A 26,838-nucleotide genomic window follows, 5' to 3' on the forward strand; every position below is an offset into this window, starting at 1 on the left:
CATGGTCAAGCCATGGGGTGACGGGAAAAAAGGTTGCCTCAGGCCACCTTGCTGATCAGGGTCATGTCCTGCGCGGGCTCAGCGGGCGGAACCGGTTCTTCGACCCGGATGGCGGTTGATGCCATCAAGGCACGGCGGACGTCGGCCACCGGCATGGGCCTGCCAAACAGGAAGCCCTGAACCTCGTTGCACCCTTGCGAAGCAAGAAAGCCGAGATGGTCTTCCGTTTCCACACCTTCGGCCAGCACCGGAATATTGAGACTTTCACCCAGGATGATCGTTGCCTTGACGATCGCTTCTGACTGCTTGTTGCCCCCGAGATCCTTGACGAACTCCCGGTCGATCTTGATCTTGTCGAACGGAAAGGCCTGCAGTGTGGCGAGCGACGAATAGCCGGTGCCGAAGTCGTCCATGGCGATGCGAATACCGAGACGTTTCAGCTGGTGGATGATCTGAAGCGCGTGCGATGTGTCGGCGATGATGCCGGTCTCGGTGATCTCCAGTTCGAGACGCTCCGGTGACAGGCCGCTTTCCTTCAAGGCGTGGGCAACGACATCCGGAAAGCTGCTGTCGGCAAGCTGCACTGGCGCCACGTTGACCGCAATCTTGACCCGGTTGTCCCAGGACGCTGCCTCACGGCAGGCGGTGCGAATGATCCAGGCGCCGATTTCACGGATCTGGCCGGTCTCTTCCGCAATCGGGATGAACTCGAACGGCGGGATCATGCCGCGCTGCGGATGGTTCCAGCGCAGCAGAACTTCCGTGCCGGTGACTTCCCGGGTCATGACATCGTTCTGAAGCTGATAATAAAGCTCGAACTCGCCGTTCTTCAGGGCATTGCGCAGGTCCATGGCAAGGGCGCTGCGCTCGCGGGTCTGTTGATCCAGCTCGACGTCATAACAAAGCGCGGCATTGCCGCCGGCAGCCTTGGCACGGTGCATGGCCCGCTCCGCGGCTTCGATCAGCTGCGCACCCGACGACGCGTGATCGGGATAGTTCGCGTAGCCGACACTGCAACTGACGCGGATTTCTTCGCCCTGCCATAGCAGTGGCTGAGCGACCAGCTTCTGGATGCGCTTGCAAAGGTCAAGGATGTAGCCCCGGTAATAGACCGGCTTGCCGACGATCACGAATTCGACGCCGCCGTTCCTGGCGATGTATTCGTCGGCCTCCAGGTTCTCCGACAGATGCTTGGCAACGTGCCGCAGCAGAGCATCTCCGCACGCATGGCCATGAACTTCGTTGACTTCCTTGAACCGGCTCAGACTGCAGTTGAGCACGACGACCCGGGCATTGTCGGCAGCATACCTTGTCAGGAAACTATCGAGATGGCGGTCGAGTGCCCGGCGATTCGGCAGACCGGTCAGCGGGTCGTGATGGGTAATGTGGTTGACCCTGCTTTCGGCAACCTGGGAGTTTGCACTGTCGATCGAATAGGTGATCATCGCCGACAGCAACAGGACGCTCATGGTGAAGGCCACCGAGATGCCGATCAACTGGTTGGAGACAAGGTCCTTGACGCTGCCATCCAGCCGCAGGGGCAGAATTTCGACACCAGCCATCGCAACAAAGTGCAGGCTGGCTACTGCCAGGATCAGGCTGAGTACAGCCCCGTATTTGCAGTAGCGTGTCACCGGGCGGGCGACACGGCTTGTGGCAATGAGGCAGAAGACGCAGGCCAAAACGACGGAAACCACCACGAAAGGCGTCGACAACATCATGATGCCGGATATCTGAAGCGCCTTGATTCCGATGAAATGCATCGCCGCAATAGAGGCGCCAAAGATGACACCCCCGACCTCGATAAGTGCCGAGCGCTGGGAGATGCTACTGACGAGAAGTCCTGCTGTCGTGCCGGCAATGGCGATAACCAGCGAGAAGGCCGTCAGTTTGAGATCGTAACCCAGAATGAACGGGCTCTTATAGGCGATCATGGCAACGAAGTGCGTGCTCCAGATCGTACCGCCGGCGATCAGGCCGGACAACAGCAGCCAGAGATACTTGAGATCGCCCTGTGTCCGCCGGACACGCGCGAACAGCCGCATAGTCAAAACGGCACCGACCGTCAGGATTATTACCGCTAGGGCAACAAACAACGGGTCGTGCTCGAAAGCTATGCAAGACAGGACGGTTAGCATCATCAACTCCAGATGATGCAAGGTACCGTTTTTCTGCTCTAAAGTCGTAAAAACACCTATATCCCCCGCAATATGGATAACGGTTGGTAAATCGCTTTAACCGATTGTAAATGCTTGAGATTTTTTGAGATGACTGCGTCTCTTCGATCGTCGACAGTTTGCTTCGATTTTTACCCGTTTACCATTCCCGTATTGCGCAGCACAAAACGAAGAAACACGCTCTGCGGGAACAGGGGATCATAACGATTTCGGCCGCCGGGATCGTTCCCGGCGGCCGAAACTTCAAGACCTGGTGACAAATGTCAGGCTGCGGTTTTCGCCTTGAACTCGATCCTGCGGCGATGCAGCACCGGCTCGGTGTAACCATTTGGCTGGCTGGTGCCTTCGAACACCAGTTCGCAAGCTGCCTGGAAGGCGACCGAACCGTCGAAATCCGCCGCCATCGGCCGGTAGAGCGGGTCACCTTCATTCTGGCCGTCAACGACAGCGGCCATGCGTTTCATGGTCTCCAGAACCTGCTCTCGGCCGACAACGCCATGGTGCAACCAGTTGGCGATGTGCTGCGAAGAAATGCGCAGCGTTGCGCGGTCTTCCATCAGGCCAACATCGTTGATGTCCGGCACCTTCGAACAGCCAACGCCCTGTTCTACCCAGCGGACGACGTAGCCCAGAATGCCCTGGGCGTTGTTGTCGAGTTCTGCCTGAATGTCTTCCGGAGCCCAGTTGGGACGTTCGGCAACAGGAATGGAGAGAATGTCTTCCAGCTTGGCGGAAGCGCGGCTCTTCAGCTCGTTCTGACGATCCTTCACGGCGACCTTGTGATAATGCAGCGCGTGGAGCGTTGCAGCGGTCGGTGACGGAACCCAGGCCGTATTCGCTCCGGACATCGGATGACCGATCTTCTGCTCCAGCATGGCATGCATCAGGTCCGGCATCGCCCACATGCCCTTGCCGATCTGCGCGTGGCCCGGCAAGCCGCAGGCAAGTCCGACATCGACGTTGTTGTTCTCGTAGGCGCTAATCCAGGTCGCGGCCTTCATGTCGCCCTTGCGGATCATCGGGCCGGCTTCCATGGACGTGTGCATTTCATCGCCGGTCCGGTCGAGGAAGCCGGTGTTGATGAAGAACACCCTGTCCTTGGCCTGGCGGATACACTCCTTCAGGTTCACCGTGGTGCGGCGTTCCTCGTCCATGATGCCCATCTTGAGCGTGTTGCGCTCGAGGCCCAGCGCATCTTCAACGCGGTTGAAGATCTCGCAGGCGAATGCCACTTCTTCCGGTCCGTGCATCTTCGGCTTGACGATATAGACCGAACCCGCACGGCTGTTGAGCTCCCGGCCATTCGGGCCAATGTCGTGCAGCGCAATCAGGGAAGTGATCATGCCGTCGAGGAGGCCTTCCGGCACCTCGTTGCCGTCCTTGTCGAGCACGGCATCGTTGGTCATCAGGTGGCCGACGTTGCGGATCAGCAGCAGCGAGCGACCGTGCAGCGACAGCGCGGAGCCGTCGGGAGCGGTGTAATTGCGATCGCCATTCATGCGGCGGGTAACGGTTTCGCCGCCTTTCACGAAGGTTTCTTCCAGGTCGCCCTTCATCAGGCCAAGCCAGTTGGTGTAGACGACGACCTTGTCTTCCGCGTCGACAGCGGCAACGGAATCCTCGCAGTCCATGATCGTCGACATGGCCGATTCCAGGATCACGTCGGCGATGTGGGCGGCATCGGTCTTGCCGATCGGATGCTGCGCATCAATGTCGATTTCAAGGTGCAGACCGTTTCTGACCAGCAGGACCTTGTAGGGAGCCGCGTTGTCCCCGGAATAGCCGGCAAACTGCGAACCGTCGGCAAGGCTCGTTGAGCCTGTGTTGGTGGAAAGAACCAGAGCTTCGCCTTCAACGGCAAATCCGGTCACGTCGGACCAGCTTCCATCAGCCAGCGGTGCAGCCTCATCCAGGACCTTACGTGCATAGGCGATCACCTCGGCACCGCGTGCCGGATCAAATCCCTTGCCTGCCGGCAAAGAGCCCATCGCATCGGTGCCGTAAAGTGCATCGTAAAGAGAGCCCCAGCGGGCGTTGGCGGCATTCAGCGCATAGCGCGCGTTCATCACCGGAACGACAAGCTGCGGGCCCGCGACAGAGCCGATTTCCGGATCGATGTTGGCGGTACCAACGGCAAAGTCCGCACCTTCCGGCACCAGGTAACCAATTTCCGTCAGGAAGGTCTTGTAGCCGTCCATGTCTGGAGTACCGGGGTTGGCCTTGTGCCAGATATCGATCTTTTCCTGCAGGCTGTCGCGCTTTGCCAGCAGTGCCCGGTTCTTCGGTGCCAGATCGTGGATCAGGCTGGACAGGCTTTTCCAGAAATGGTCCTGATCGACGCCGGTATCCGGAAGGGCCTTTTCATTGACGAAGTCATAAAGAACCCTGGCAACTTGCAATCCATGGGCATCGACGCGGCCTGTCATCTGTCAGCTCCCCTAAACGAACTTGAATGTCTGATATTAGCCCGTGTTTTGGGGTCTTAACACGCAATCGTCAATTGCCGGGTCGATTGGATGACTTTTTCCATTTTGGAAAAGATCCAGATCATTATCTCCAACAGTATAAGTCGGTATACAAAAAGATAGCCCTTTGCCTGCGCCCGCCAATCCGTTACCGATGGGTTTCCAATCCATCTTCCACGCAATGGTTTTCATGTTTTCGCTGGTTAAACGTGTAGGCGACCTGACCTACGGCAACGCCCTGTTGATGCTGGCCCTGACCACGCTGTTCTGGGGCGGCAATACCGTCGCCGGTCGCCTTGCGGTGGGGGAAGTGTCTCCGATGGTGGTGGTGTTCCTGCGTTGGGTGATCGTTGCCGGCATCCTGGTCCCGCTGCAATGGCGGCACATACGTGCGGAGTGGCCCCTGATGCGGCCCTATTCCTTCCGCATGGTGCTGATGGCGGTCTTCGGGTTCATCGGGTTCAACACCCTGTTCTACATCGCCGCGACGGAAACCACGGCCGTCAACCTTGGCATTATCCAGGGATCCGTCCCGATTCTTGTTCTGATCGGTTCCATGATTGCCTTCGGCAGCAGGATCCGAGCCCTGCAGGTGATCGGCATTCTGCTGACACTTGCCGGGGTGACGCTGATTGCCGCCCAGGGCAGCCTGGACGTACTGCTGGCGCTTGCCGTCAATCCGGGCGATGGCGTCATGCTGATCGCCTGTGTGCTCTATTCCGGCTATACGCTTGCCCTGCGTGACCGGCCCCAGGTCTCACCACTGGCCTTCTTTGCGGTTCTGTCCGGCATTGCGGCCATCACATCTCTGCCCGGACTTGCATACGACATCGCTGCCGGCACCGTTCAGTGGCCGTCACTCCAGGGCTGGCTCGTGGTCCTTTATATCGCGCTGTTTCCCTCCTGCCTCGCGCAGATCTTCTTCATGCGAGGTGTTGAACTGATCGGACCGGCGCGCGCGGGGGTCTTTATCAACCTCGTGCCGATCTTCGCCGCCATACTGGCGGTCTCCATCCTCGGAGAACCGTTCAAATGGTACCACGGCACCGCTCTGACGCTGGTGATCGGCGGCATCTGGCTGTCGGAGCGCAAGGCAGGTTAAGCGGATCGGCACAGTGCCGACCCAGTTGCAACCGGGTCAAGGCCCATTATCCTTGCTGCCGTTTTGAGTTTTTTGGAAACACCTTTTCTATCTGACCGGGATTTCAGGCGTGTTGCGCAGTTTCAAAGGTTCTCTCCGCGTGCTTGCCCTCGTGGCAGCCACCTTGTGTGTTGTCTCGACCGCCGACGCCGGGCTGTTGTCGCGGCTTGCGCGGGAAGCAGGCGATGCGGCCGGGTCCGCAGGCAAGCATATCGACACGCCCAAGCATCTTCTCGATGAAGGCGCTTCCCTTGCAAAGCGGTTGCCCAAGGTCACTGGTGCTGCATCCCTTGCCCTGATGCCGGCACCAGGCAACGCCTGGCAGCTTGTCACGCCTGACGGGAAAAGCCTTCAGCTCGCCTCCCTGCACGACTTGCCGAATGCCCTGGATGATGCCGCCAGACAGACCCACCGGCCACTGGCGGGTGATCTCCCGGGCAAGGCTCCTGTGCCCGACGCCCTGCAACTTGCGATTCGGGAAACCGATTTTTTCAAACTTCGGGACCAACTGGATAGCCTCCCCCCCAAAGCCCGGGCGGTGATGGTGAGGCCAAATGGCAAGACCTACCACCTGAAACCGATCAGCACTTCAAATGGCACACGGCTTGCGGTTGCGCTTTCTCCAGACGTCCTGATCAACCCGGCAACTGCAAGGGCGCTCGACGGAAACATCAGGTTCCTGTCCCGGCCGGTTAAACGCGCGGATCTCAAGATGGCGCGGTTCAACAGTTCCGAAGCAGTCAATGCTTCAGGTCTTGGAGACATGATTGCCGATCTGAATGCCGACATTCTGGCCTCCAGCCTGGCGAAGTACAAAAACAGGACGCTGGTTGTCACCGGCCGCATCACACCGCACCCGCAAACCGGTCGGCCTCAGCTCAGCGTGCGTGACGGCAAGTCCGTGCGGGAAATCGACCTCGACGCATTTCAGAAGGCGGCTGAAAGCCAGCGGGTCAACCTGATGCTTGTGGAAAGCAAGTCACTGGTGCAGCCCGGCAAAAGCTGGTTTTCAAGAACAGCGCTCGAAAAACGCTTCGAGGTCGCGCAGTCGGCAATGACACAGGCGGAGCTCCTCAAGGCACTTTCGCCTCCGAACAGCACGACGCTGATCCACGCTGCCGATGAACGAAACTTCCGCCTTGTTACCGCAAGCCGTTTCAGCCCGGAGGCGACCCCCGTAACGACCTCGCCTCAGGTGTCTGCCACTGCCGGAGACGACTATTCGCTCGCAGGCTGGTTGCTGGACGCAAGCTTGCGCACAAGTGTCAGGACCATTCACCGCAATGGCGAGGACCCCGAGCACACGGAAGAAGTCGAAAGTCGCTGGATACCCTGGATATCAAATTTCGATCTGATCCTGCTCTCGGTCCTTTCCGTCGTAACGCTGTTCATGAGCTGGTATCTCTGGCGCTGGTGGAACCGCTTCTGGCGTTTCGTGCTGGGGAACCGGGCTGCCGCCGATGCTCCCTCTTTGCCGCTCAAGCTCGTGAAGATCGTCTTCTTCCTGCCGTTTGCACTGATCATGCTGGTTCCGGCGATGATCTGGCTCTTTATCGGCGACTGGGTGAGATTTCTTACATGGCCGTTCCGAAAAGCATTCGGACGTTAACGCATTTGCGCGTAATCCTGTGCCCTATTGCCCGTGGCGGCAATAATTTTGGATGGCCAATTTGAAATTGCCGCAATCGCGGTGCACCATAACGACATGGAAACTCCATTAATTACAGGCGCTTTCGCGCTGCTCCTGATTACGATTTCCCTGCTGCAGCCCCTTGCCAGACGGCTTGGGCTGGCGCCCAGCGTTTTGCTGGCCACGGTCGGCACCATGATCGGCATTCTGGCGATCTATCTGCGCTACACTGCCGAAACGAATGCCTTCAACGCTATTGCGGACGTCTTCATCAATCCCCCGCTGGATTCGGAGATGATCCTCTACATTTTTCTGCCCATCCTTCTGTTTCAAACCGCCCTCACCCTGGAAGTTCGACGGATCGTCGAGGACATTGCCCCGATCCTGCTGATGGCGGTTGTCGCCGTCTTCGTCGCAACAGCCTTCATCGGCTTTGCCCTTTATCCGCTGGCAACGCTGTTTTCGCTCACCGACATCACGCTGATCGCCTGCCTGCTGCTGGGCTCGATTGTCGCCACGACGGACCCGGTTGCCGTTGTCGCCATCTTCCGGGACATTGGCGCGCCCGCGCGGCTCGGCCGCATCGTGGAAGGCGAGAGCCTGCTGAACGATGCTGCCGCCATCGTGATCTTCGTCATCCTGCTGCACATGCTGGCCGGTCACGAGACCATGACCGTCGGCGAAGCCGCCATTGCCTTCTGCCGCTCTTTCGCCGGTGGCATCATCGTAGGTGCGCTGCTCGGCCGGATCGCGGTTTCCCTTCTGCCGATCATGCGCGACATTCCGCTGGCACAGGTGACCCTGAGCCTGGCACTGCCCTATGGCACCTATGTGCTCAGCGACCAGTTCGTTGATGTTTCCGCCGTTGTTGCCGTCGTCTGTGCGGGCACTGTGTTCAACCTTTACGGCCCGGCCCGCATTCAGCCGGCCAGCTGGCAATTTCTCCATGCGGTCTGGGAGCAGATCTCCTTCTGGGCTGCTTCGCTCATCTTCCTCCTGTCCGCCATCCTGATCCCGCGTTTCGTGGAAGGCTTCACGCCTGTCGACATCCTGTTGCTGTTCGTCGTCATCGTCGCCGCATTGGCCGCCCGTGCGGTCGTCATCTTCGGACTGCTGCCAGTGCTCAGCGTTTTCCGGATGGGACAGGCGGTCAACGACCGCTACAAGACAGTGATCCTGTGGGGCGGCATGCGCGGAGCGGTCACGCTGACGCTGGCGCTCAGCGTGTCCGAGCATGCGATGCTCTCGGACGAAGTGTCGGTCTTCGTCACCAAACTGGCGACGGGCTTCGTCCTGTTCACGCTGCTGGTTTACGGCACCAGTCTGAAGCCGCTGATCCGGCTGCTCGGTCTCGACAAGCTGAATGCCCGCGACGAGGCCTTGCGAACACAGTTCCTGGCCCTGGCTTTGTCAGACGTCCGGCACGAGCTGGAAACCGCCGCCCGCAACTATCACATTGCACCGCGCGTCACGGACGATGTGCTGAAAGACTACGAGAGCCGTGCGGAAGCCGCAGCTGCGGAAACCAACAAGCTGGAAGAACTGAAGGACTGGGACCGCGTCCGCATTGGCCTGATCGCCCTGGCCGACCGGGAACAGCAGCTCGTGCTGGAGCACTTCCACGAAAAGACCATCTCCGGACGGTCTGTTTCGCGGTTCCTGGCCCTGACCGGACGTACCGGCGACCTGACACGAAGCGACGGCCGGTCCGGCTATAATCAGGCTGCGCGTCAGCCGTTGAAATTCGGCCTCGGCTTCCGCCTCGCCCAGACACTGCAGCGGCGGCTCAGGATTGCCCGGCCACTGGCCATCCGTCTTGCCGACCGGTTCGAATTCCTGCTGGTCTACCGGATCCTTGCCGACGAGCTTGTCGACTTCAACAACAAGCGGATACGCCCCCTGCTCGGTGACCGTGTTGCCGACATTCTGCAGGACACTCTGGCGATCCGGCAGGACGAGACCCTTGCAGCCATCGATGCCCTGCGCCTGCAGTATCCGGACTACGCCGACGCCCTGGAAGGACAGTTCCTGCGCAAGGCCGGCGTCCGGCTGGAAGAAACCGCCTATGACGAAGCCAAGGAGCAGATGCTGATCGGCACCGAACTGCATCGCGACCTTCTGCGGGATGTCGAGCGGACCCGAAAAGCCTGTCACACGCGGCCTAAACTCGATCTTGGCCTGAAGACCCGCGAACTCGTCAGCGCGCATCCGCTGTTTGCGGACCTCACCCGCAAGCAGCAAAAGGCCATTCGCCGGATGATGCGGCCGCAGTTCGCCACACCGGGCGAGAAACTGATCCGCAAGGGCGACCGCGGTGATGCTGCCTATTTCATTGCGTCCGGCGCTGTGGAAGTGCGTGCACCCAGCCACAACATCCGTCTTGGCCGCGGTGACGTGTTTGGTGAAATCGCGCTGATGACCGGCGGCCGCCGCAGCGCGGATGTCGTCGCACTCGGGTATTGCCAGTTGCTCAGCCTCAGGGCGCAGGACTTCAAGGCGCTGCTGGCCGAAAACGAGGACTTGCGCAACCACGTTGCCATGCTGACCAAACGGCGTCAGCTGATGAACCTGGACGACGGTGAAACGGAAATGGAAGACCCTGTCTTTCCCATTTTCACCGAGATCAGAACCAGTAACCAGACCGGTGAGGAGCTGTCCCCGGAGACCGTTCTTGCGGAGCCTGATGCAGGAGAAACAGAAACCGAAATTCTCACCTTCGATGAGGCGGACGCGCAGAATGACCCGTCGCTCATGGAGAAGTTGAGCGCGGCGGATACCGTCACTGCGACGCCCGAAGAGCCGTCTCAGTTGGAGACGGACAAAGACAGCCACGACGAAGAAGTACAGGAAGTCGCCAAGAGCGACGCCGGCTCTGCCGATGCGGAACCGGAAAAGGGTGGCGCTGAAGGCACGCAGCCACACTCGAAAGGCTTCGAAGCTTCTGCAGCGGACGCATCAACGCCGAACCAGGGCAAGTCGGAAGCAACTGAAGAGGCCGCCGCCACGAGCGAGCCTGAGGAAACTCGAAAGCCTAAGACCAAGACCCGCGAGACGGCATAGGCCTCTGATCGGAACACAATCGCCGCAGCGGACGTTCCCCTGCGGCGATGGTACGCCGTATTATCCAGCTTTCTGAATTTCGACAGAATGCGGATAGGGAATGGAGATGCCACCGGCATCAAACGCTTCCTTGACCGACTTCAGCATGTGGAACTTCAGTTCCCAGTAGTTTCCGGCATCACACCACAGCCTGACGCCAAGATCGACCGAACTGTCTCCCAGATTGGTCAACCGGACCCAGGGCTCCGGATCATTGTGAACGCGCTCGTCTGCGTTGGCGACATCGAGAATGATCTGCACCGCCTTGTCGATATCGTCGCCATAGTCGATGCCGAAGGTCAGATCGAGACGCCGGGTGGAATGCGCCGAGAAATTGGTGATGACCGTGCCCCAGGCCTTGCCGTTCGGCATGATGATCTGAACGTTGTCCGGCGTCACAAGCTCGGTGACGAAGATGTTGAGATCCTTCACCGTTCCAGACGTTCCGCCGATATCAACATATTGGCCTATCTTGTAGGGCCGGAAGATGATCAGCATCACGCCTGCGGCGATGTCGCTCAATGTTCCCTGCAACGCCAGGCCGATGGCCAGTGTACCGGCGCCCAGCACGGCAACGAGACTGGTGGCCTGAATACCGAAGAGCTGCAGAACCGCGATAACCGTGATGAGCAGGATCAGCCAGCGAACGATGGATGCAGCAAAGCTGCCGATCGTGTCGTCGATGCGCGGATGAGCCACGATCCTGCTCTTGACGATGCTCGACAGGAAGCCGGCCAAAAACCAGCCGATCACCAGAACGATGATGGCTTTCACTGCGTTGATGATCAGTGGCGTATAGACGCTCACCTGGTCGATTGCGCTTTCCATGAAGTCCCTCCGTTCCCGTACAATCACTTGAATACGTGGAAGTACTAACAGCAGTTTTGGGCACTGACCAGCAATGCACCCTGAGATTGCTGTAACTTACCGGAATATTGCCGGGGAGCCGGCTTCATCGGCTGAACCAGCAAGCCACTCCTCGAGAAACTGTGCCATTTCCTCGTTGCCGCATCCGCTGATGTAGCGCGGATCAAGCAAGCTGCCGGCCTCAAGCAGCAGGCGTGCACAGGCGATGTGATCGGCTTCACGGCGTTTCGGGGCAAATTCCGAACCGTGGACGACAGTGTCGAGAGCATCACCGCCAAAGCGGTTCTTGCGGGTAAGATCTGGTCCAAGCGAGAGGAAATAGGCCATTTCATCTGCAAGGCCGTTCCAGCCTGCCACCTGCAATGGTGGCAGCCCCATGTCGTCGGGCTCATTCGGGTCCAACCCGGCCGCAATCAGCGCCTTCATGTGTTCCAGCTTGCCTGGAATGAAGGCGAGCCGCGTCAGCAGGCTTTTGTCTTCCTTGCTCAGACGCGCAATATCGAGACTACCCGGATTTGCCTTTCCCTCGGCGCAGGAGGCCAGAACCTGTTCGTTCCGGTCCAGCTTGTGCGCATGACCTTTCTCCGCCAGGTATTTGGCGACCGGCAGATTGCCGTAAATCAATGCCATGGCGTATCCGGTATGGCCGTCCCAAACCGTGTCCGGATCAGCGCCATGGGCAAGCAACAGCTCGACAATCTTCACCGAGCAACCGCGCCGGGCTGCCTGATGCAGGGAAGGAATCGTGTTCATGGGCTGGCCGCTCGGATGGTCCGGTACGGTGATGTTCGGATCGGCTCCGGCTTCCAGAAGCAGACGGACCTTGATTTCATCGTCAAAGTCGAGTGCGCGCGGCAAGGCATTGGTCCCATCCGGCTGCGCGCCATGCTTCAGGAGGAGTTCGAGTGCACGCGGATGCTCAAGCTCGGTGGCGTGGTAGAGGCTTTCGTTGTCGTTGGGACTGGCTCCCTGGTCCAGCAACCAACGTCCAAGTTCGAAATTATCCGCGTGACACAACGCGCCGTAGAGTGCGGACAGCATGTGTTTGTCGCCCGGCCTTTCCGGGTAACCGTCATTCACATCCGCTCCGTTGGCGACCAGCAGTTCGGCAATGGCGATCATGTCTGCCGCCCGTTCCGGACGCCGATGTATTTCCTTCGAAAATGCCAGATGCAGGATCGGCGAGCGCACACCGACCAGGCGCGTGGCGGCTGCAGAGTCCGCTGCCACCACCCCGCGAACGGCGTCGAGGTCGTACAGAGCAACCTGAAGACCGAAATTGTCGTCCTTCAGCGTCGGGTCATCGGCAAGCAGTTTTTCCGTAACCCAATGCTGGCCGAAATAGAGCGCCTGTTTCAAACGCTCTGCCCGCTCTTCCCTGCTCAGGGATGCTGCTTCGAGGGTGAATTTCAGCTTCGGCCAGCTGTCATGACCGGCTTCACGGGCAATGACATGAAGAAAATCCGCATGGCGAAGGGGCTTTGCCGGGTCTACGTGGGCGGATACACGGTCAGTGGCTCCCGCCTCGCCTTTCAGAAAGGCTTTTCTGAGACGGCGTGCGGATTTCTTGAAGTCGTCGAGGGAAGTTGCAGGTCCTGCGGACATGGCTTTTCTCCTGTGTCGAAAGCCCGGGCGATCCGCTGGTGTCGGGCGCAGGTGAAAAACCGGCATATGTCGTCAGAAGTCAGGGTGCTTTCGCTTTCCGCGGATCCGGCAGCCGCCCTCGTCGGCAACGCCAAATTGCATGAGGACACAACGGATTGCAACCCCGGAGGTCAGTCCGGACCGTTCTCCCTCTCGAACCGTTCTCGAGCCGAGGAGACAGCCGCTTCGTTCTCGATCGCCCAGTTGGTGAGCGCTTTCAGCGGCACCAGAAGCGTCCTGCCGAGCGGCGTCAGCGAATAGTCGACACGCGGGGGAATGCTGGGGGTCACGACGCGGTTGACCAGGCCGTCCTTTTCAAGTTCCCGCAAGGTCGCTGTCAGCGATTTCTGGGTCACGCCGCCAATCGACCGCTTGAGATCGGAAAACCGGCGCGGCTCATATTCAAGATGGGCAACCACCAGGCTGCACCATTTGCTGCCGACAGTTTGCAGCAGTCTTCGTACCGGCACGCAGCGCGGATCCTCGTGGTGCGGCAGCTGTTCGCGCGGCAGCTCTTCGACGGGTTTCGCCAGCGGTTTCATCAAGGATACCTCGGTTTCCAAAAAGTGCCGTCTTGCGGTCGGCTCAGTCTTACATCATTTCATACCAGTATCCAACGTATACCGAGGTATCGTCTGGATACTCCTCCCAAGCTTTTGTTTCTTAAGGAATTCATCATGTCGCTGAAACTGAAGATCATCTCCGGGTCGACCCGGCCTGGCCGCGTCGGGCCGACGATCGCGAAATGGGCAGCCAGTGCCGCCGAAGCGCATGGCGGCTTCGAGGTGGAAAGCATCGATCTCGCCGACATCAACCTGCCGCTTCTGGACGAGCCGGCGCATCCAGCCGCCCAGCAATACACCCACGACCACACCAAGCGCTGGAGCAGCATTGTCGCCGACGCAGACGCGTTCCTGTTCCTGACCCCGGAATACGACTATTTCGCGCCGGCATCGTTGGTGAATGCCGTGCAGGTGCTTTACCGCGAATGGAACTACAAGCCGGCCGGCATCATCAGCTACGGCGGCATTTCCGGTGGCCTGCGCGCGTCGCAGACGCTGCGCGAGCTGCTTGGCAACGTCAACGTGATGGCTCTGCCGCAGGTGGTTCCGGTTCCCTTCTTCCCCGAATTCATCAACGACGAAAGCGTTTTCACGCCGAACGACAAGATGAGCGAAGGCGCCACCCAGCTTCTGGGCGAGCTGACCAAGTGGGCGACCGCCCTGAAAACCATGCGCGGTTAAATGACAAGGCCGCCGGATCGACATCCGGCGGCCCCTAGATCTTCTGAACAGTCTGGAAGACCAGGTTCTACTTCTTGACCGGCCCCAGATCGCACGGCGCCTTGCTCTCGTCAGGTACGAAGAAATCAGGTGCCAGTGCCAGGCTCGGGTCCACCCGATACTTGTCGAAATCGGTGACACCGCGACTGGCCAGGAACGTGTCGTCAATGACGAACTGTCCGGTAAATTCCTTCGACGGTGTGGTGAAGATCTCATAGGCTGCATCGGCCAGAATGTCCGGCGTCCGGCTCTGCTGCATCATCTTGTCACCACCGATGATGTTCTTGATCGCCGCCGTCGCAATGGTCGTGCGTGGCCATAGCGCGTTGACCGCAATCCCCTTGGAACGCAGCTCGCCCGCCAGCCCCAGCACCACCAGGCTCATTCCGTATTTGGCGATCGAATAGGGTGTGAAGGGCGCGAACCATTTCTCCTGCATGTCCAGAGGGGGCGACAGCATCAGGATATGCGGGTTGTCGGACTGTTTCAGATGTTCGATGGCATGCTTGGAACAGGCAAGCGTTCCACGGGTGTTGATCTGGTGCATCAGATCGAACCGCTTCATGTCGGTCTGCTGCAGCGGGGTCAGTTGAATGGCACTGGCGTTGTTGACCAGAATGTCGAGCCCGCCGAAATGCGCCGCGGTCTTGTCCATTGCTTCCTTGATCGCTTCGTCGTCGCGCACGTCGAGCAGCACCGGCAGTGCCTTGCCGCCTGCCGCCTCGATCTCTTCGGCAGCGGAATAGATCGTGCCTTCCAGTTTGGGATGTGGCTCGGCGGTTTTGGCGGCAACCGCAACGTTGGCTCCGTCACGCGCGGCCCGCAGCGCAATTGCCTTGCCGATCCCGCGCGACGCGCCAGTGATGAAAAGTGTCTTGCCCTTCAGGGACATGGTGGTTCCTCCGTATGCCGCTCTCCGGCGACAACCTTGCGGTCTGAAATTCTCTCATCCGAGCAAACGTGGCTCAGGCCTTCTTTTTCGTCATGAAAGCCTGGAAGGCAGCTATCGTTTCCGGCGCACTCAGCCGGCTGGCGAAGATCCTGATTTCTTCCTCTACGCGCTCGGACAGCTGAGCTGTGTCGCCGCGCAGAAGCTTTCTGGAAAGCGCCATTGCTTCGGGCGGCTTTGCGGCGATTTCCTTCGCACAGACAAGTGCTGCCGCGTCAACGTCACCTTCGACAACCTCGTTTACCAGTCCGGCCTGTGCCGCCTTTTCGGCCGAAAAGGCGTTGCCGAGGCAGAGCAGCTCAAAGGCCCGGGCCGGCCCCATGATCTGTGGTCCGAGAAGGCTGGACCCCGCCTCCGGAACAAGCCCAAGATCGACGAAGGGGGAACGGATGAGGGCGCGCGGGCTGGCAAACACCATGTCGCAATGCATCAGCAAGGTCGTGCCGACACCGATGGCGATACCGTCTATCGAGGCAACCAAAGGCTTTTCGTTGCGAACCAGAGCCCTCAGGAACCGGACGACCGGTGTTTCACCAAGTCCGGTCTTGCCGGCGTATTGCAGGAAGTCGCCAATATCGTTGCCGGCGGTAAAAACTTCCGGCAGGCCGCAGATCAGATGACAGCGAATATCCGCATCCGTGTTGCCTGTTTCCAGAGCTTCGGCGAGATCACTGTACATCTGCCCGGTCAGGGCGTTCTTCTTTTCCGGCCGGTCCAGACGCAGGGTCTGGACACCGTCTTCAAGGGACTTGCGGATCATCATCTACTCCGATCAGGCGGTTCAGGACGCCAGGGCTTCGGCGTCGAACGCCTGAATGGCTTCGGCGGACAGAAGAATATCCGACTTCAAACCGGCGGTTTCCCCCATTGTGGTTTCACAGAAACTGCGGGCAAGCAGCGTACGTTCTGACAGCCGCTGTGCCGGTTCACCTGTCGAGGCAAGCGCCCCCTTGGCAAGCAACGCGCCGCCCAGGGTCAGTCCGGCCAACCGCAGATAGGGTGTCGCCCCGGCCAGAGCATCGCCGACCCTGCCATCCGCCTGCGCGCTCAGCATGAAGCTCGTTGCGTCCTCGAGATCCCGGATACTGGCCGAGAGCCGATCCGCGGCGGCACCGAATTCCGGGCGGTTGGAGGCAGCAACCTCGTCGGCCACCGTTTGCAGTTCCGCGATAAAGCCCTTGATGTGCTCACCGCCGGACAGCGGCAACTTGCGCATGACCAGGTCGATGGACTGGATTCCGTTGGTGCCTTCATAAATCGGGGCGATGCGGGCGTCGCGCAGATGTTGTGCGGCGCCGGTTTCCTCGATGAAGCCCATGCCGCCATGTATCTGAATACCCAGTGAAGCAACCTCGACGCCGAAGTCGGTCGGCAGCGCCTTGGCGATCGGCGTCAGCAGGCTTGCACGCTCGTTCCAGAAGGTCTTACCAGCTTCGTCTTCAGCAATCTTCGACATGTCGATGGCGTGGGCGCAGGCGTAACAGATGGCGCGGGCAACCTGCGTGCGCGCCTTCATGCCCAGCAGCATGCGTTTGATATCCGGATGGCGGGCAATCGGGCTCATGCCTTCGCCGGTCTCGCCGGGAGCCCTGCCCTGCTTGCGCTCCAGCGCGTAGGCAAGCGCATGCTGATAGGCGCGCTCGGCCACGCCAAGCCCCTGAATACCGACTGCAAGGCGAGCGTTGTTCATCATCGTGAACATGCAGGCCAGACCGCGATTTTCCTCACCGACCAGCCAGCCGATGGCACCGCCCTCGTCGCCATAGACCATGGTGCAGGTGGGCGAACCGTGAATGCCCATCTTGTGTTCGACACCGGCCACTTTCACGTCGTTGCGCTCGCCCAAGGAACCGTCGTCGTTGACCAGGAACTTCGGCACAAGGAACAGCGAAATGCCCTTGGTGCCTGCGGGCGCATCCGGCAGGCGTGCCAGCACCATGTGAACGATGTTGTCGGTAAGATCGTGGTCGCCATAGGTAATGAAAATCTTCTGGCCGAAGATGCGGTAGGTGCCGTCGTCCCGACGCTCGGCCTTTGCCTTGAGCGCGTTCAGATCCGAACCTGCCTGCGGTTCGGTCAGGTTCATGGTGCCCATCCACTCGCCGGAAACCAGCTTCTCCAGGTATTTTTCCTTGAGCTCTTCCGAAGCGTGTTTTTCCATCGCCTCGATAGCGCCGATGGTCAGGGTCGGTCCGATGGCGAATGCCATTGAACCGGAGTTCCACATTTCCAGAGCCGCCGCCGACATCATGACCGGCAGGCCCTGGCCGCCGGACTCCGGATCGGCAGTCAGGCTGTTCCAGCCTCCCTCGATCCATGCGTGATACGCTTCGCGCCACCCCGGAGGAGTAGACACCTTGCCATCGGCAAGCGGTGTGCCGTGTTTGTCGGCAACTGCATTGAGAGGCGCGATTTCCTCGGCGGCGAACCGGCCCGCCTCGGTCAGGATGGCATCGACAAGATCGTCGCCGAGTTCGGCATGACGGGCACTCTTTTGCAAGTCGGACAGACCGCAGACATGTTTCAGAGTGAAGGCAATCTCATCGACGGGTGCGCGATACATTCAGGTCCTCCCAAAACCAATTGGCTTTCGTTTCTTGCCGCCGGATGGCGGTTTTCGCTGTTCCGAGCTTGACGGCGGCAAGGCTACTCCGCAAAAGGCGCTATCGACAGCGGTTTGAAAGGACAATAGACCCGTTGACGTTAACGTCAACCCGTATCGCAGCGGCAGGTCATCGTCTTTTTGGTCAATTGCGGAAATGACATGTCCGGTCGGCTCGAGCCCTTCCGGAACTCATTGTACCGTCACTGTCGGAACCGAAATCTTCGCACATCCGGGCAGCTCTCGGCTGCCGGGTACGCAAGCGAGTGAGGCACATGCGGACTTGGACGCTCGACATCGCGGCACCTGACTGGAAGGAAGCACCTGAAGCAGATGCGGTGTGCGCTGCGCTGATGGCGGGTGACCTTGTGGCGGTGCCGACCGAAACCGTTTATGGCCTTGCCGCCGATGCCACCAACGGCACGGCTTGTGCGAAGATTTTTGCCGCCAAGGGCAGGCCCCAGTTCAATCCGCTCATCTCCCACGTCCAGACGCTGGATGCAGCACTGGAACATGGTGTTTTCGACGAACGCGCACTTGCACTGGCTGAAGCCTTCTGGCCCGGCCCCTTGACGCTGGTCGTTCCCAAACGCCCGGCCTCCCCGATTTCCGATCTGGCCACTGCCGGACTTCAGACTGTTGCGCTTCGGGTGCCGGTCGGTCCGGTGATGCGATTTCTGGCAGAAAAGACCGGCAGGCCTCTCGCCGCGCCAAGCGCAAACCGCTCGGGCAAGATCAGTCCGACGCGCGCAGAGGACGTCGTTGCCGATCTCGGCCCTTCGCTCAGCTTCGTCATTGATGCGGGCGCTTGTGCCGTCGGTATAGAATCCACCATTGTCGGCCTGGTTGACGGCACACCGCGCCTGTTGCGGCCAGGCGGCCTTGCTCGCGAGGACATCGAACGCGTACTTGGCCAATCGCTGCAAGGCGCCAGCCCCGACATGCGGCCGGACGCTCCCGCGGCCCCCGGCATGTTGACGTCTCACTATGCCCCCGACGCTGCGATGATACTGAACGCCAGCGAGGTGAACGCCGCAGACGGACTGCTCTCCTTCGGGGCTGATCGTTTGCCAGGGGCAGATCGTGCACAGGCTGAATTCAACCTGAGCCCGGCCGGTGACCTTGCTGAAGCTGCCGCAAATCTGTTTCGCGCCATGCGATTTCTGGACGCCAAGGGTGTCCGCGTCATCAAGGTGCAGTTTATCCCCAGCTTTGGATTGGGCGAAGCGATCAACGATCGGCTGCGCCGTGCGGCAGCACCGCGCGACTGACCCCGATCAACACTTGCGATGGAATGAGCCGGCTAAATTCATCCGGCAATGTTTTGGCGCATTCTTCGGCACCAAAACAAAAGGCCTTAAAAAACAGCAACTCGGAAGCAGGCGCTAAAATTCAAGCTGAATCCGGATCGCCTTAAGTTAACCGAAAAGAGACGCAAGTTTCCGCTTTAACGGACAAGCAACCGTCGCCGTCGCAACTCGATTTTGGTTAAGCAAATCATACAATATCTATCGAGATACGACCCTCTACTGCAAACTTATCAACACCATGCCCCAAATGGATTACGGTAAAAAGCTCGCATTCCCTTACTGGAATCACGTAGTTTAAGAATCAGATTTGAGATGCAGCGGACCTCCCCTCGGGCATTGCGGTGCTCGCACCTCGGTAAGGGCCGGCAAAGAGCCGGCCCCTTTTTTTGACCTTCCCTTTCCATGACCCAAGTCCGACCAGCCGAAGCGGAAGCCGGTACACCAGGAAGCGTGCGACACTGGCCCAGTCTGCTGCCTCATGTAGGTCACTTGCCTCAAACGCGCTCAATGCGCCTCCCTCGATGCGAGACAAGCCGAGGTGGAACCGGTATCGGGGTTCGAGTTGGGTCCGATCTGACTTGCTCAATGCCCCGCCCGAACTCCCGGCTTTCCTTTCCGCGGCTCACCAATTTTGCCGCAGTCGTTATTCCAATGCGGGAATTGACAGCCTGTCCGGCAACCGTTCTGATACAGAGCCGACAAAAGATAACAATCCACCTTCCGGAAACGCCCCCTTGTCTACCTTGCTTCTGCATCATTCGTCCTATCTCGACCACCTGACACCTGTGGGGCACCCGGAGCGACCGGACCGGATCCGGGCGATCGACAGGATCCTGGAGCACGAAAAATTCCAGTCCGTGGAACGCGATCTTGCCCCCATGGGAACCGTTGAGGACATCGCCCGCGCCCACCCGATGAGCTACGTCGACCAGATCCACCGGCTGGCGCCGGCGGAAGGAACAGCCCGGGTTGATGCGGACACCACCATGTCGCCCGGCACCTGGGAAGCAGCGCTTCGCGGCGTTGGCGGTGCATGCCGTGCTGTCGACGAGGTCTTGACGAAAAAGGTCAACAACGCCTTTTCCGCCTCACGCCCGCCGGGCCACCACGCGGAAAAAGACCGCGCCATGGGCTTCTGCTTTTTCAACAATGCAGCGGTCGCCGCGCGTTATGCGCAGGCAAAGTTCGGACTGGAGCGGGTGGCCATCGTCGATTTCGACGTTCACCACGGCAACGGCACGCAGGACATTTTCTGGGACGATCCCACGGTAATGTATTGCTCCACCCACCAGATGCCGCTCTATCCGGGCTCGGGGGCCGCCTCGGAGACCGGAGAAGCCAACACGATCGTGAATGCACCTCTGGCCCCGGGGGAGGATGGAACCGGCTTCAAGGAAGCGTTCGAAGTCCTGTTGCTGCCTCGCCTCAATCACTTCGCACCGGAGTTGGTCATCGTTTCCGCAGGTTTCGATGCGCACATGCGCGACCCGCTTGGGGGCCTTAATCTGGTCGAAGCCGACTTTGCCTGGGCAACGCGGGCGCTGATGGACGTTGCCGATGCCCACAGCAACGGTCACCTGATCTCCATCCTTGAAGGCGGATACGATCTCGAGGGCCTGGCGCGATCGGTCGCAGCCCATGTCATGACGTTGATGACGGGTTAAGCGATCCCGCTTCGGCGCAGCAAGACCGAAAAGCACGGGGATGACCGTCTGAAGGCCCAAATGAAACCTTGACCTTCGGCCCTCAGACCGCAAGTTTCCCTCAAGACCAGATGCCATCCAGACAAACGGGATCCGACCGATGACCGATGCTGCCAACGATATTGCCAGCCTTTCCTTTGAAGAAGCGCTGAAGCAGTTGGAAACCATTGTGCGGGAACTCGAGCAAGGGAACGTGCCGCTGGAGCGAAGCATCGACATGTACGAGCGCGGTGATGCGCTGCGCAAACATTGCGACACACTCCTGAAATCGGCGGAAGCCAAGGTCGAGAAGATCCAACTGGGTCAAAATGGCGAAGCCAGCGGCACCGAAGCACTCGACCCGCAATAATCCGACAAGGTCATTTTCCAGTCCGACCAGACGCATACCGTCAAATCGCGATCAGCCCCCTTATACGTGGCTTGTTCAGCCGGCGGACGCTTTTAGCTTACGTCATCCCTCATCGTCTTGACCGGCTTGCGGCTGCTCAATCGCCAACCGGAATGTCGCCGGCTTTGCGAGCGCGCCGCCTCGTTGATGTGTCGGCCACCTTTACCGAGACAATGAAGTCGACTGCGGTCAATCTACCAGCACCAGCCAGCATTCACCTTTATTCATTTTGAAGTAAGTTCGAGTTCCATCACGACCCTGACGCAACAATTTCTCCACTATTCAACGACCAGGCAATCACCCGTACCCTAGGTTACTATCTCCGGTTTTATTGCCATTTATTCGATAAGTTGATAAAAATATTGTCAAAACAGAATCCTGACAATGTAATCATTAATAGACGCAGCAGAGCATGCCGGCACTCAGCCAACGCGATCACGTAGAACTACTTATGCGGATGCTCAAGCGTCCGTTGCAATCTGAAGGTTGGAATCCGGTACTGAACTTCATCGACGGCAAACTGAACTGCAGAACCTTTCTTGCCGAATACGATGGAGACGGGACACCGTTAAGGTCCCTTGGCGGCGAAGACCAGGCCAGAGAGCTCGCGACCCTTTTTAGCCGCATTGAAACGGTGAGCGGCAACTCCGCATTCGAGTTCCTGCTCACCGAAGCCGCCCCGCTCTACCCCTATTCAAAGACATCCCTGGCGAACCATCGACAGACGGCATCCGCCCCCGCCACCGGATCGCAGGAAACTTCGCACGGCGATGCGAATATGGCAGGCAACTGGCTGAAAAATGCTCCCGGGCTGGTTACCCCAGTCAGGCGCACTGCACACTCTTCCGTCCTGTTTGGCTGCCTTTTCAGAGGATACAGCACCGAAAGGATTGACGCGGACCGGGCCAGCGCGACCTTTCACACCCTCGTCAGTGCGCTGCTGCCCGCACTCGATCTGCATTTCCAACTGGAAAAACAACGGCTCGAAAACCAGCTCCAGGAATTGATGCTTTTGGAACAGGAGAGCGCTGCGGTTCTTGTCGACGCCAACCGGGTGATACTTGCCGAAACTTCAGAAGGGTTGGAAAGGTTGAACGAACTGGATATCGCCGTCCGTCGGCAATGGCAGCTGGCGATCAACAGCAGACGCCTTGAGATTGCCCTTCAGGAACAACTGGCGACTTACGAAGACGGCGGCATCGCAGACCCGACAAGTGTCCTTTTTTGCCCCGCACCGGAGAGCGGGCTTGTCTGCCGGGTATCGCTGGAGACCGTTTCGTGCCCGAGCCTGCCGCCGGACGCCTGCGCACAACCTTTGTTTTTGATCCGCACGACAACATCAAAAGACCCTCCGGAAGAGGTCGAAATTTGCCTTCAGGATCACTACGAACTTTCACATTCCGAAGCACGTCTGGCCTGGCATCTGACCATGACCGGCGCACTGAGCACCACGATCCAGGATCTCGGCATCACGCAGAACACTGCAAAAACACACCTGCGACGGATCTACGAAAAGACCGGAGCGCACACACAACTTCAACTCGCACGGCTCGTCCACCGGATCGCCCGCCTGTTTTGAAAGTATTCAGGAACGCAGATTTTTGTGTTGAAGCCACTTGCTATCATTATTGTTTCAGCAACCGGAATGCGGCCAACGCACAAAAAAATGGAGCCGTGGATTACGACTCCCAGTTGATCACTGTGCACGTGGCCCCATCGACCACACCCAATCCGTAGGCCAGTTCTGATTTTTTTGCATCACCCAAAGGGGTGATTGCGCGTATTTTCACTAAAAATTGCACGGTTTCTGCCAAACACCGTCTTAAGTCTTTTGGGGCGAAGACGTGGTAAATTTTCGACCGAAATCATGAGGCCAATTTGGCGCATACCCCCTGCCCGATTTGCGCCCTATATCCGGTTGGTGTATGCCTGCCCGCCATGTTTCAAATCGTGGAGCTATCTCCAGAGTGACTTCCAAGCTCGATACCCCGCTTCTTGACAAGGTCAAGTCCCCGGCCGATCTGCGCCTGCTCGATGAAAGCGAACTCAAGCAGCTCGCCGAAGAGTTGCGTGCGGAAACGATTGACGCCGTGTCGATTACTGGCGGACACTTGGGCGCCGGGCTTGGCGTCGTGGAACTTACTGTCGCGCTGCACTACGTGTTCAACACGCCGGAAGACAAGCTCATCTGGGACGTCGGCCACCAGTGCTATCCGCACAAGATCCTGACGGAACGCCGCGACCGCATTCGCACGCTTCGCCAAGGCGATGGCCTGTCCGGCTTCACGAAACGCGCCGAAAGCGACTTTGACCCGTTTGGTGCAGCCCATTCCTCGACGTCGATCTCGGCAGGCCTTGGCATGGCCGCCGGACGGGATCTGAAAGGCGGAAACAATAACGTCATAGCGGTGATCGGTGACGGCGCCATGTCCGCCGGCATGGCCTACGAGGCGATGAACAACGCCGGCCATCTCGGCTCGCGCCTCATCGTCATCCTGAACGACAACGACATGTCCATTGCGCCGCCGGTCGGCGCCATGTCCGCCTATCTGGCCAGGCTCGTTTCGGGCCCGACCTACCAGACCTTGCGCGATGCGGCCAAGAACCTGGTGAAGAACCTGCCCAAACCCATGTTCGAAAAAGCGGCTCGGGCTGAAGAATATGCCCGAGGGTTCTGGACGGGCGGCACGCTGTTCGAGGAACTCGGTTTCTATTATGTCGGTCCGGTGGACGGTCATAACCTGGAACACCTGCTGCCTGTTCTGAAGAATGTCCGCGACACCCACCATGGCCCGATCCTGATCCATGCGGTCACGCAGAAGGGCAAGGGTTATGCTCCTGCCGAAGGGGCGAAGGACAAGTATCACGGCGTTGCCAAGTTTGATGTTGTCACCGGCAAGCAGTCCAAGCCGAAGGCCAATGCGCCCAGCTACACCAACGTCTTTGCGACGTCCTTGATCAAGGAAGCGGAAACGGACGAAAAGGTGGTCGCGATTACAGCTGCCATGCCGGACGGAACAGGCCTTGATCTGTTCGGCGAAGCCTATCCGAAACGCACCTTCGACGTTGGTATCGCCGAACAGCACGCGGTCACTTTTGCTGCGGGTCTTGCCACCGAAGGCTTCAAGCCCTTCTGCGCGATTTACTCCACGTTCCTGCAGCGCGCCTATGATCAGGTTGTCCACGATGTGGCGATCCAGGGTCTGCCGGTGCGTTTCCCGATTGACCGTGCAGGCCTCGTTGGTGCGGATGGCCCGACCCATGCCGGCGCTTTCGACACCGCTTTCCTGACCTGTCTTCCCGGCTTTGTCGTCATGGCGGCTTCGGACGAAGTGGAGCTGCGCCACATGGTGGCAACTGCCGTTGCCTATGACGAAGGCCCGATCTCCTTCCGCTATCCGCGCGGCGAAGGTGTCGGCCTGGAGATGCCGGAACGCGGCAGCGTGCTTGAAATCGGCAAGGGGGTCATCCGCAGGGAGGGCACCAAGGTTGCCCTTCTCAACTTCGGTGGCCGCATGAGTGAATGCCTCAAGGCTGCGGACGAACTGGATGCGGCCGGTCTTTCGACCACAGTCGCAGATGCCCGCTTCGCAAAGCCGCTCGACATGGACATGATCCGCCGTCTTGCCCGCGAGCATGAAGTTCTCGTGATGATCGAAGAAGGCTCCGCCGGTGGTTTCGGCAGCCATGTGCTGACCCGGCTTGCCGAGGAAGGTTTGCTGGACAACGGACTGAAAGTGCGGGCCCTTGCCTTGCCGGATGCCTATCTCGACCACGACAAGCCGGACCTGATGTATGCCCGGGCAGGCCTCACCTGCGACGGCATCCTGAAGACCGTCTTCACCGCACTCGGAACGGCCTCCGTCAGCGCGCCGCAACGCGCCTGACCGGTCTTCAGGCTACCGGCTCCAGCACGCGACATGCTGCAATGGACAAAGTCGATTGGGGAGCGGGTTTCAAACCTGATTGACACAGGCCGCCATACCTGAAAAGGCTGGTCGAAAGAAACAGACGCGTCGGATCAATCCGGCGCTTTTGTTTTATTTCTGGAGCACGATACCGGCCGCGACGCTTCTGTTGGAGCTGCGGCGATCCATCGTCAGGATGCAGCCATGGCTCAGACCCTTCTTTCCGTGTCCGCTCTCTTGTTGTCCGTTGCCCTGCTCATATTCGGGCACGGTCTGCAGACGACACTGCTGCCGCTGGCCGCCGAACGGTTTTACTTCACCGACTTCGAAATCGGTCTGGTCTCTTCGGCCTATTTTTTCGGCATGGTGCTTGGCTGTCTCGGCGCGCCTCTGGTGATCATGCGGGCCGGGCACATTCGTGCCTTTGCCGCACTTGTTTCGCTGATGTCGGCCGCCGCAATCCTGCATCCCGTGCTCATCGATCCCTACGCCTGGATGATCATCCGCATGATCTCCGGTTTCAGCCTTGCCGGCTTCTACATGATCGTCGAGAGCTGGCTCAACGAAAGCGCGTCCAACGAGAACCGCGGCACGGTGATGTCGTTCTACATCGTCATCCTGTTCGGCGCCCTGATGCTGGGCCAGATCTCGATCGCATCGATGAATATTGCCGATTTCATCCCCTTCGCGATTGCCTCGGTAATGGTGTCCCTTGCGGTGATGCCCGTATCGCTGACCACCTCGACCCAACCTGCGCCGATCACGCTGGTGCGGTTCCAGCCCGTCAAGCTCTACAAGAACTCCCCTGCCGCCTTCATCGGCGTGCTGTTTATCGGCAGTTCGCAAGGAGCTCTGCTGACGCTGTCTTCGCTCTATGGGTCCCAGATCGGCCTCTCGACCAAGGAAGCCGCCTTTTATGCGGCAGCCATCGTCGGCGGCGGGCTTATCGCACAGTGGCCGGTTGGGCGTTTGTCCGACCGCATTGACCGGCGTCTTGTGATCGCAGGGCTGGGGATCGCAACCGCTGCGGTCTCGGCTGCTATCGTGTTCTTCTCGCCGAAGGACTTCACGGTTGCCATACTGAGCGCCGTGGCCATGGGCATGGTCGTCCAACCGCTTTATGCAATCGCGGTTGCACACGCCTTCGACCACGCGGCAGCGGAAGACTTTGTCGCCACTTCGTCCGGCATGCTGCTGTCGTTCGGGATCGGATCGATCATCGGGCCGCTGGCCGCCTCGATGATCATGAGCAACACCGGCCCGTCCGGGCTCTACATCATGATCATCGGTTCGAATATCCTGATGGTGATCTTCATCCTTGCCCGCGTCCTGACCCGTCAGGCACCGACAGCGGAAGAAAAGACCGACTTCGAATACGCCTCCACGGCACAGGTCGGTTCGGTTATCTCGGCTGAACCGCTGGATGCAGCAGCAGAAGAATACGTCATCGCGCCTGAAGATTTCCCCGCCTACGAAGACGACATCTACAATTTCGAATCGTCATCCGATGCAGAGGCAGAAGAAAACAACGCGTCCGCTGAAGGCGCCGCAACGGAAGAAGCGCCGGATGCGACTGCAGACAAGACATCGCCAAAGAGCTGACACCGCCACGCCGCGGGTGACAGGCGTCAGCCCATGCACCTGCGCGGTTTCGCCCCTCGACACGGCATTG

At 59.3% G+C, this 26,838-nt stretch carries 18 protein-coding genes; 10 read left to right on the forward strand and 8 right to left on the reverse strand.

The genetic code is table 11. The features are described from left to right. Positions 1-38 precede the first annotated feature (38 nt). Both HEP89_RS02075 and HEP89_RS02080 read right to left on the reverse strand, forming a co-directional pair. The gene (locus HEP89_RS02075) at positions 39-2,141 is read right to left on the reverse strand and encodes an EAL domain-containing protein (RefSeq protein WP_168691229.1); all 2,103 of its coding nucleotides are present in this window, start codon (positions 2,139-2,141) and stop codon (positions 39-41) included. A 299-nt stretch (positions 2,142-2,440) separates the two neighbouring features. Continuing rightward, positions 2,441-4,603 carry a malate synthase G gene (locus tag HEP89_RS02080; RefSeq protein ID WP_168691230.1) on the reverse strand — a complete coding sequence of 721 codons (2,163 nt, stop codon included), beginning with the start codon at positions 4,601-4,603 and terminating at the stop codon, positions 2,441-2,443. Between the two features lie 229 nt (positions 4,604-4,832). Here HEP89_RS02080 and HEP89_RS02085 point away from each other — a divergent pair, with 229 nt between their 5' ends. The 3 genes from HEP89_RS02085 to HEP89_RS02095 all read left to right on the forward strand — a co-directional run bounded on the left by HEP89_RS02085 (position 4,833) and on the right by HEP89_RS02095 (position 10,473). Then, positions 4,833-5,744: a DMT family transporter gene (locus HEP89_RS02085; protein WP_197923123.1), complete on the forward strand. Its 912-nt coding sequence runs from the start codon at positions 4,833-4,835 to the stop codon at positions 5,742-5,744. 109 nt (positions 5,745-5,853) lie between these two features. After that, the gene (locus HEP89_RS02090; RefSeq protein WP_168691231.1) at positions 5,854-7,392 is read left to right on the forward strand and encodes a hypothetical protein; all 1,539 of its coding nucleotides are present in this window, start codon (positions 5,854-5,856) and stop codon (positions 7,390-7,392) included. Between the two features lie 96 nt (positions 7,393-7,488). After that, positions 7,489-10,473: a cation:proton antiporter gene (locus tag HEP89_RS02095; RefSeq protein WP_168691232.1), complete on the forward strand. Its 2,985-nt coding sequence runs from the start codon at positions 7,489-7,491 to the stop codon at positions 10,471-10,473. A 60-nt stretch (positions 10,474-10,533) separates the two neighbouring features. Here the strand turns inward: HEP89_RS02095 and HEP89_RS02100 are convergent, their stop codons facing one another. From HEP89_RS02100 to HEP89_RS02110, 3 genes are all read right to left on the reverse strand, one after another. Beyond that, complete coding sequence (locus HEP89_RS02100; RefSeq protein ID WP_168691234.1) at positions 10,534-11,340, reverse strand: mechanosensitive ion channel domain-containing protein; 807 nt, start codon at positions 11,338-11,340, stop codon at positions 10,534-10,536. A gap of 96 nt (positions 11,341-11,436) precedes the next feature. Beyond that, complete coding sequence (locus HEP89_RS02105) at positions 11,437-12,984, reverse strand: ankyrin repeat domain-containing protein (protein WP_168691235.1); 1,548 nt, start codon at positions 12,982-12,984, stop codon at positions 11,437-11,439. Positions 12,985-13,154: 170 nt separating this feature from the next. After that, a complete protein-coding gene (locus HEP89_RS02110; protein WP_023001852.1) occupies positions 13,155-13,565 on the reverse strand; it encodes a helix-turn-helix domain-containing protein in 411 nt (136 codons plus the stop codon). A gap of 135 nt (positions 13,566-13,700) precedes the next feature. Here HEP89_RS02110 and HEP89_RS02115 point away from each other — a divergent pair, with 135 nt between their 5' ends. After that, positions 13,701-14,267, forward strand: a complete 567-nt coding sequence (locus tag HEP89_RS02115; RefSeq protein ID WP_168691236.1) for an NADPH-dependent FMN reductase — start codon at positions 13,701-13,703, stop codon at positions 14,265-14,267. A gap of 67 nt (positions 14,268-14,334) precedes the next feature. On the opposite strand, the gene HEP89_RS02120 is transcribed toward HEP89_RS02115, so the two are convergent. From HEP89_RS02120 to HEP89_RS02130, 3 genes are all read right to left on the reverse strand, one after another. Continuing rightward, positions 14,335-15,198, reverse strand: coding sequence for an NAD(P)-dependent oxidoreductase (locus HEP89_RS02120; RefSeq protein WP_168691237.1), 864 nt, complete (start codon positions 15,196-15,198; stop codon positions 14,335-14,337). A gap of 73 nt (positions 15,199-15,271) precedes the next feature. After that, on the reverse strand, positions 15,272-16,015 hold the full coding sequence (locus tag HEP89_RS02125; protein ID WP_168691238.1) for a crotonase/enoyl-CoA hydratase family protein: 744 nt from the start codon (positions 16,013-16,015) through the stop codon (positions 15,272-15,274). 21 nt (positions 16,016-16,036) lie between these two features. Beyond that, a complete protein-coding gene (locus tag HEP89_RS02130) occupies positions 16,037-17,818 on the reverse strand; it encodes an acyl-CoA dehydrogenase (RefSeq protein WP_168691240.1) in 1,782 nt (593 codons plus the stop codon). A 314-nt stretch (positions 17,819-18,132) separates the two neighbouring features. Between HEP89_RS02130 and HEP89_RS02135 the strand changes: the two genes are divergently transcribed. From HEP89_RS02135 to HEP89_RS02160, 6 genes are all read left to right on the forward strand, one after another. Beyond that, positions 18,133-19,128 carry an L-threonylcarbamoyladenylate synthase gene (locus HEP89_RS02135; protein WP_168691241.1) on the forward strand — a complete coding sequence of 332 codons (996 nt, stop codon included), beginning with the start codon at positions 18,133-18,135 and terminating at the stop codon, positions 19,126-19,128. A gap of 773 nt (positions 19,129-19,901) precedes the next feature. Further along, the gene (locus tag HEP89_RS02140) at positions 19,902-20,831 is read left to right on the forward strand and encodes a histone deacetylase family protein (RefSeq protein WP_197923124.1); all 930 of its coding nucleotides are present in this window, start codon (positions 19,902-19,904) and stop codon (positions 20,829-20,831) included. A gap of 139 nt (positions 20,832-20,970) precedes the next feature. After that, positions 20,971-21,219 (forward strand): exodeoxyribonuclease VII small subunit, encoded by a 249-nt coding sequence (locus HEP89_RS02145; RefSeq protein WP_062490096.1) that lies wholly within the window; start codon positions 20,971-20,973, stop codon positions 21,217-21,219. Positions 21,220-21,709: 490 nt separating this feature from the next. Then, positions 21,710-22,837 (forward strand): hypothetical protein, encoded by a 1,128-nt coding sequence (locus HEP89_RS02150; protein ID WP_168691242.1) that lies wholly within the window; start codon positions 21,710-21,712, stop codon positions 22,835-22,837. A gap of 346 nt (positions 22,838-23,183) precedes the next feature. After that, positions 23,184-25,145 (forward strand): 1-deoxy-D-xylulose-5-phosphate synthase, encoded by a 1,962-nt coding sequence (gene dxs / locus HEP89_RS02155; RefSeq protein WP_051990211.1) that lies wholly within the window; start codon positions 23,184-23,186, stop codon positions 25,143-25,145. Between the two features lie 225 nt (positions 25,146-25,370). After that, positions 25,371-26,768, forward strand: a complete 1,398-nt coding sequence (locus tag HEP89_RS02160; protein WP_062490101.1) for an MFS transporter — start codon at positions 25,371-25,373, stop codon at positions 26,766-26,768. Positions 26,769-26,838 lie beyond the last annotated feature (70 nt).

It is taken from the genome of Labrenzia sp. 5N (assembly GCF_012395805.1).
GTDB lineage: Bacteria > Pseudomonadota > Alphaproteobacteria > Rhizobiales > Stappiaceae > Roseibium > Roseibium algicola.